Origin of the sequence: Candidatus Desulfosporosinus nitrosoreducens (assembly GCF_030954495.1) — a bacterium.
In the GTDB taxonomy this organism is placed as follows: Bacteria; Bacillota; Desulfitobacteriia; order Desulfitobacteriales; family Desulfitobacteriaceae; genus Desulfosporosinus; species Desulfosporosinus nitrosoreducens.
The window spans coordinates 1-7,321 of record NZ_JAVHUW010000003.1 but is presented as its reverse complement, the minus strand read 5'-3'; the positions used below and the strand labels follow the sequence as shown (position 1 = coordinate 7,321).

Here is a 7,321-nt window from a genome sequence, read left to right as displayed (position 1 = left end):
GCAATAAACCCGTTTTATGTTATCCGGAATTCTGTAAAGCTCAGAAAAAATATGCTCCACAGAATCCTTGGAGCGCATGATGAAGCAGCGGTTGTCGGCGCAAAGCTTGTCGCGCAGTCCGTAAAGATCAATAGAAACGTCGCTTAATACACCCGAGATTGACCTGGATGCCTCCTCTAAGTCAACCACCACGGAAACGCCGTGATAACGCTCCAAAGGGAAGCAGGAATGTTTCGTCATATTGCTCAGCATATTTACGGACAGATCCCCTTCTTCGAGATAAACGCAGGAACCATCCTTGAACTCACATTCAAACCTGCCCTGCCGGCAATGATTGATTTCCATAATATCACGGCAAGGGCGTTTGTTATGGAAGCAACTGCCCATGTGAAAATCATTATAGATCAGTTCAACTCCCGGAAACACTTGATAGCTGGTCATTGTGCCGTCCCCGCCGTCAATTGCCATTCTGTAAACAGAACAATCCTGGGAATGAGAAATAATTTCAACCTCTGAATCATATAAGCCTTTTTCTTGCGCGAGAATACTCATTGAACACCTCCTTGTCCGTCCGGCCTCTCAAGGCTCCGTCCTGAAACGGGCGTAACTTTACTTAAATTCCGGCTTCACCCCAGGGCAGAGTGAACTATCCCTTGGTCCGGAACCAGACCTTATCGGCTGGCCGGTCAGTCTCTTTACTTCTCAGTTCTCTTACCTTGCTCTTGACGCCAAAGTATCTTAGATTAGTTAGTTATAACTAACTAACTAACTAGTAAAATATCACTACCCGCCAATTTTGTCAATTGCACCAGGCAATCCTTGAAAAAACAGCTCGTCTCAACTAATATAGACTATAACAGCAAACCAAGCCCGGGGTGATGGAATGAAAATACAGGAGTCGGCGGAAAATTACCTGGAAATGATCCTTATGCTCAAAGAACGTTCAGGGCAGGTGCGCTCCATTGATATTGCCCATGAGCTGGGATATACCAAGCCCAGCGTAAGCGTAGCCATGAAGCGTCTGCGCGAAAATGATTATATAGCCATAGACGAGGATGGCTACATTACCCTGCAGACTTCCGGCCTGGAAATTGCCACCCAGGTCTATGAACGCCACCAAATCCTTTCCCAATTATTAATGGCACTTGGGGTCAGTGAAGAGACGGCCTTGAAAGATGCCTGCCGAATTGAGCACGACATCAGCGACGAAAGCTATCAACGTTTAAAAGAATACTTTGAACGGCACAAGGGCAGGTGATTAACCTGCCCTTTAGGCTAATTCAATAATCGCTTTACCGCCCATATACATTCTAAGCGGCTGTGGGATTTTTACAGAACCGTCCGCATTCAAATTGTTTTCTAAAAATGCAATCAGCATACGCGGCGGTGCTACAACCGTATTATTAAGGGTATGTGCAAAATAGTTGCCGTTTTCTTTATTTCTAATACGGATACCAAGACGGCGTGCCTGGGCATCTCCTAAATTTGAACAGCTTCCGACTTCAAAATATTTTTGTTGCCGGGGTGACCATGCTTCAACATCAACACTCTTAACCTTCAAATCCGCTAAATCGCCTGAACAGCATTCCAAAGTTCGCACAGGAATATGCAAAGAACGAAAAAAATCCACGGAATTCCGGTATAGTTTTTCGAACCAGAGGGCGCTTTCTTCCGGCTGGCAAACTACAATCATCTCTTGCTTTTCAAATTGGTGGATTCGATACACACCCCGTTCTTCGATACCGTGAGCCCCCACTTCCTTGCGAAAACAAGGCGAATAGCTGGTTAACGTTTGCGGAAGCTGTTCTTCATCGAGTATCGTATTGATAAATTTACCAATCATGGAATGTTCGCTTGTTCCAATTAGATATAAATCTTCACCCTCGATTTTGTACATCATATTTTCCATTTCAGAAAAACTCATAACCCCGTTTACTACATTACTGCGAATCATAAAGGGCGGGATGTAATAGGTAAACCCTCTATCAATCATAAAATCCCTGGCATAGGATAGGATCGCCGAATGCAGACGTGCAATATCACCACAAAGATAATAAAAACCATTTCCGCTTGTTTTTCTGGCACTGTCAAGGTCAATGCCCTGCAATTTTTCCATAATGTCAATATGATACGGCACCACAAAATTGGGCACATTCGCTTCTCCAAAACGTTCAAGCTCAACATTTTCACTGTCATCCTTACCAATTGGCACTGACTGGTCAATGATATTCGGTATGATCAACATTTTTTCACGGATTTGAGGTATTAAATTGTCTTCCGTCTGCTCTAAAACAGTTAATTCCTTGGCAATGGCGGCAACCTTTGCTTTTGCTTGTTCTGTATCTTCCTTGCGGCCTTGTGACATCAAGGTCCCAATTTCCTTGCTAATAGCATTTCGCTGATTTCTCAGAACATCGCATCTGGCCTTTGTCTCTCGCAATTCTCCATCGAGCTTGATTACTTCATCGACCAGTACCAACTTATGATCTTGAAACTTTCTCCTGATGTTTTCTTTGACGATTTCAGGATTTGCCCTTAAAAATTTAATGTCTAACATTGCTTTCCTCCTTAAAAAAGATTTTATCCCTGTCCGTATTATTCCTGGAAACTAAAAGATTCCTTCCGTCCCCTAAACTATATGGGACGGAAGGAATCCGCGTTGCCACCCAAATTGTCAGCCATAAAAGCTGACCTCTTGAACGTGCTCTAAAGGACACGACCCTTCGGCTCATCGCCGCCAGCTCCAAGAGTGGAAAGGCTTAACCTCTCATCGGTTCGCACCAAGCACCGATTCTCTGAAGAGATTTATAAGCTGTAGCTCTTATCATCACCTATATTCAATTAGAATTATATTTCCCACTTTTGTAATTTTTATCATAGTATATACTGCCTGTAGGTGGTTGACAAGGAAATTCTCTTATTCTACTCAAATGTCGGGAGATAATTGAAAGTCAAGAGTAATCGAGAAATATCACCACCTGCCAATTTTGTCAATTGCGCCAGGCAATCCTTGAAAAACAGCTCGTCTCAACTAATATATCAGCAAACCAAGCCTGGGGTGATGGAATGAAAATACAAGAGTCGGCGGAAAATTACCTGAAAATTGCCACCCAGGTCTATGAACGCCACCAAATCCTTTCTCACTTATTAATGGCACTTGGGGTTAGTGAAGAGACGGCCTTGAAAGATGCCTGCCGAATTGAACACGAACATCAGCAGCGAGAGCTATCAACGTTTAAAAGAATATTTTGAACGGCACAAGGACAGGTGATTAACCTGCCCTTGTGCCGTTCATCTATGAAGCCTCTCCATGCATAACGGGAGTTAAGGGGAACGCTGAATAATCCACGTGTGTGTTCCATTCAGAAATTGATAAAACCTCGAAATTATCTATCAGCTTTCCCGGCTTTCCCAACTGCATTTTAAAAGGAAGTCGATTGGCAATGACATTACGAAGCATTTTTCTGTCGGTAACCCCTGCATTGGGATATTCAACGATGTACACATAACGAACGGGTTTGTTTTTTGTTTCCAGCGATAAATAATGCAAACTGTCATAGAACTTACGTGCTATATTATCGATTTTCTTCGGCGAAGATGGGTTAAATCCCTTCGGATTAGCAGCATCAGGGATATTGGCATTTTTATACTCAATCAATACTAGAAATTCCGCCGTTTCGGCAACAAAGTCTGCATCACTCAAAAATGTTCCAGCAGAATGAAAAAGTTTATATATCTGATCTGTAGACCATAATGCGGCAGAACAATCAAGTTGGTAGGCACCATTTTCTTCTATATAAATTCCCTCCGTCAACTTGATCACCCCTTTGTCGTCTGTTCAAAAACTTCATCTAACAATTTGTTGTATGCTTCTGCAATCGAATTGTTGGCCAAGCCTTTGAAGGTATTGTTACATTCAATCTCGACATTACCTTCTTTTTTATAGAGAGAATGAAAGCGAATATTACCTTTATCAGTCATTTTAATCTCTAAATATTTCGCTAATACATAGTCGTGTGTCGCGATGAATATTTGTACACCATCCGCTTGCAAACTCAAAAGAATCTCAACAAGCGCAGGAATATGTTTCGGATTGATGTTAGCTTCCGGTTCATCCCAAAACAGAATAGTACCCTTTTCAAGCGTTCCATTTTTTATTAGTTGCCACAACAAAGCTATTTTTCGCAATCCTTCGGCAACCAGTTGAAATTCTAATCTAGACTGATTGCTCAGCAACAAATAAAATTCCTCATTCTCATATTTTACTTTTCCATCAGTAATACCTTGCAGAATTTCCAAATATTTTTTCTTCAAGGCACCATTGGCTCCACGACTTATATCGACACTTGCCATCGAAATAATATCTTTATAAGTATCATCAAAATCTACATTCCCAGCCGTAATAGCGTTTATAAGATTTTTAGAGTTTGACAATATTTCTTTCGCTGGAATGAACAGGCTAGTCAGATCTGACAACTGCTTCTCCCAAACTTGTGCCCCGACTACCTCTGCATCCCAGTTCTTTGTTTTTAAATCAAAAAAAGTTTTCAGTGTAGTTTTTCCCGAAGTTACCTGCACCTTTGCAAACCCATTTCCGGCCTTTCGACTTAACAATCGGGATATATTGGAATTATCAGGTCTAAAGACCCGAACAATTTTTTGCGGAAAACTGATAATCTTTTTACTGGCATGGGCTGATTGACAAGCGGCATAAAGCAATTTCATAATATGCGTTTTTCCTGTTCCATTTTCTCCAATGAAAACATTCACGCCGTCGCTAAATTCAATATCCATCTTATCAAACACCGTAAAATTTTCCAGATGTATCTTTTTTAGCGTCATCCAAGCCACTCCCTTCAAAATATGGGTATTTCTATTATACCTTAAATCTTCGCCAATAAGTCCATTTTAACCTTCTTGCCGTTGTCTATCGCACTTTCATCCCTTGAAATTCGGCATAGTAGACATTCACGCCCATCGCCAAAGTCAGATTCAACCTGAAGTACATATTAGAGCCGGAAATTTTTCCGGGATCTGCTCAATGGATAATCCCTTCATATCAAGAAAATATATAAGCTCATCTACAATATGAGAAATACCGCGGGATTTTCAATTAAGGCCTGCAATATTTCCCGTAATTGATCTCCGTCAACGGCTATCTGCTCTAAGTTTTGTCGCCACTGTATTAGATTTTCCCGCATGGTTTCTTTGATCTCTTCCAGCTTTTCTCTTTGTGTTTCGTGCTCCGCCTCCGCTAACGCCCGTTCCTTACATATTTCCCTCCACTTTAGTTCGGCCTCCGCTGCCGCTCTAGCCGCTTTGCCTTCTTCCTGAGCTGTCTGATAAGTGGTTGCCAGCCTTTTTTGCCTATGGGTGGCTAAGTCCTGCACCAGGGCTTTGCTCATTGTCCTTCCTGGGGAATACCCCGCTGCCAGAATCCATGGTAGATATCATGTTCATGGAACTCCATGCTCCGGGCTAAATCCTCCAACGGGAGAGGGTCTCTGTCTGCTCAAGAGAAAGGGTTTTTAAATTATTTGTTGTGGCATCAATTTTTGCCCCATCCTTATTAATCTTTGCTGATTTGACTCAAACCTATCTTACATGGACTTGAGCGGAATCCCTTTTTAATATAAAGCAATTGTAAGTAGGGCTTGCTAACGAGTGCAAAAAAACAGGAAAGAGCCTGATTTTGCAAGGTTTTCTGGGCATTTTCGTCGAATCTTTAGTGCAAGGAACTATGAATTAAGGTTAATAAAACCGTGCACTTGGAGGTTAAAATGTACCGTAAAACAAGTCCCCAGCTAACCATAGACGATTTCATTCTGCCTTTTTCGGGAAAACTGGATTCCGAAAATCGCTGGGTTCAATTAGCCAATATAATTCCTTGGGATGACTATGAAAAGGAATATGCCTATATGTTTCCGAGTGATCGTGGAAATGTGGCCAAGCCGGTCCGCATGGCACTCGGTACGTTAATCATCCAAACCCGATGTGGCTATACTGACCGTGAAACGGTACAGCAGATTACGGAGAACCCTTATCTCCAGTGGTTCATAGGTCTCAAGGAGTTTCAATGGACTCGTCCTTTTACTCCAGTCGCCCTGGTGAAATTCCGCAAACGCTTTAAAAAAGACCGCATGGCTAAAATTAACGAACACATTGCTTTGGCTGAGCAAGCGGCAAAAACTTCTGAAAAGGAAGTCGATAAAAAAGATCATAACCATCATGATGATGATCAACAAGGACCTAGTCTTCCGGATGCGGATAAGGAAGAGAATAAGACCACCGTTGACTCTAACTCAGAGGAATCTAAACCAAATCAAGGAACGTTAATACTTGATGCCACCTGCACCCCGGCAGATATTAAATACCCGACAGACCTCGGACTGCTTAACGAATCCCGCGAGAAACTTGATGAGATCATTGACACCCTTCATAAAGCGAAGGGTAAAGCAACCAAAAGACCGAGAACTTACCGTGAAAAAGCGAGAAAAGCTTATCTGAGCGTGTCTAAACAACGGAGTCCAAGAATAAAGCAACTTAGAAAAGGCATCAAGCAGCAATTGCAATATTGTAAAAGAAACCTTCGTCACATTGACCAAATGCTGAAGGAAAATCCTTCAGGCCTTGAAGCCTTAAGCAACAGGCAAATCAAGTTATTGGAAACCATTCGAATCGTGATTGAGCAGCAGGAAACCATGTACAAGACAAAACGACATCAGATTCCCGATCGAATCGTCAACCTCTATCAGGATCATGTCAGACCGATTGTACGCGGCAAAGCTAGTGCCAAAGTAGAATTCGGGGCTAAAGTAGCCATAAGCATCGAGAAGGGATTCTGCCGTATAGAAAAATTATCTTGGGACGCGTTTAATGAAGCAGAAACATTGATAGATAGCATAGAGCGTTACAAAGCCCGCAATGGATGCTATCCTGAAGCCGTACTGGCCGATCGGATATACCGCAACAGAGATAATCTGGCATATTGCAAAAAATACAACATTCGGCTCAGCGGCCCTAAACTAGGCAGGCCTTCGGGAGATGTCCTGAAAAAAGTAGAGAAAGCCATTGAAAGAATGGATGCCAAGATGCGCAATGCAGTTGAAGGAAAGTTTGGCGAAGGTAAAAGGAAATATGGCCTTGATCGTATTTATGCTAAATTAAAAGAAACGGCAGAGTGTATGATTAGCATGCAATTCTTTGTCATGAACTTGGAGCATAAGCTCAGAGTTCTTTTTGTCCAATTTTTGAAGAGGTATTTTATAGTTACAGATTTTGGTTTTTTGCTTGATTAAAGGGTTTGGTTAGCAAGCCCTAA

7 protein-coding genes, 1 pseudogene and 1 other annotated feature are annotated in these 7,321 nt (G+C 42.1%); of the genes and pseudogenes, 3 read left to right on the top strand and 5 right to left on the bottom strand.

Annotation, left to right across the window (positions count from 1 at the left end; genetic code table 11):
* Positions 1–552 (bottom strand): annotated as a pseudogene (locus REC12_RS00075) (AraC family transcriptional regulator); the annotation flags it as partial.
* A gap of 331 nt (positions 553–883) precedes the next feature.
* Here REC12_RS00075 and REC12_RS00070 point away from each other — a divergent pair.
* Complete coding sequence (locus REC12_RS00070; RefSeq protein ID WP_308891376.1) at positions 884–1,258, top strand: metal-dependent transcriptional regulator; 375 nt, start codon at positions 884–886, stop codon at positions 1,256–1,258.
* A 12-nt stretch (positions 1,259–1,270) separates the two neighbouring features.
* Here the strand turns inward: REC12_RS00070 and serS are convergent, their stop codons facing one another.
* Positions 1,271–2,557, bottom strand: coding sequence for a serine--tRNA ligase (gene serS, locus REC12_RS00065; RefSeq protein WP_308891374.1), 1,287 nt, complete (start codon positions 2,555–2,557; stop codon positions 1,271–1,273).
* Positions 2,558–2,636: 79 nt separating this feature from the next.
* Positions 2,637–2,837 (bottom strand) — a binding site (T-box leader).
* A gap of 229 nt (positions 2,838–3,066) precedes the next feature.
* Here serS and REC12_RS00060 point away from each other — a divergent pair.
* Complete coding sequence (locus tag REC12_RS00060; RefSeq protein WP_308891372.1) at positions 3,067–3,252, top strand: iron dependent repressor, metal binding and dimerization domain protein; 186 nt, start codon at positions 3,067–3,069, stop codon at positions 3,250–3,252.
* A gap of 43 nt (positions 3,253–3,295) precedes the next feature.
* Here the strand turns inward: REC12_RS00060 and REC12_RS00055 are convergent, their stop codons facing one another.
* The 3 genes from REC12_RS00055 to REC12_RS00045 all read right to left on the bottom strand — a co-directional run bounded on the left by REC12_RS00055 (position 3,296) and on the right by REC12_RS00045 (position 5,405).
* Positions 3,296–3,823 carry a hypothetical protein gene (locus REC12_RS00055; RefSeq protein WP_308891370.1) on the bottom strand — a complete coding sequence of 176 codons (528 nt, stop codon included), beginning with the start codon at positions 3,821–3,823 and terminating at the stop codon, positions 3,296–3,298.
* Complete coding sequence (locus tag REC12_RS00050) at positions 3,820–4,842, bottom strand: AAA family ATPase (protein ID WP_308891368.1); 1,023 nt, start codon at positions 4,840–4,842, stop codon at positions 3,820–3,822. The genes REC12_RS00055 and REC12_RS00050 overlap by 4 nt, the downstream gene beginning before the upstream one ends.
* 239 nt (positions 4,843–5,081) lie before the next feature.
* Complete coding sequence (locus REC12_RS00045; protein WP_308891366.1) at positions 5,082–5,405, bottom strand: hypothetical protein; 324 nt, start codon at positions 5,403–5,405, stop codon at positions 5,082–5,084.
* Between the two features lie 375 nt (positions 5,406–5,780).
* On the opposite strand from REC12_RS00045, the gene REC12_RS00040 reads away from it, so the two are divergent.
* The gene (locus tag REC12_RS00040) at positions 5,781–7,298 is read left to right on the top strand and encodes an IS5 family transposase (protein ID WP_308891364.1); all 1,518 of its coding nucleotides are present in this window, start codon (positions 5,781–5,783) and stop codon (positions 7,296–7,298) included.
* Positions 7,299–7,321 lie beyond the last annotated feature (23 nt).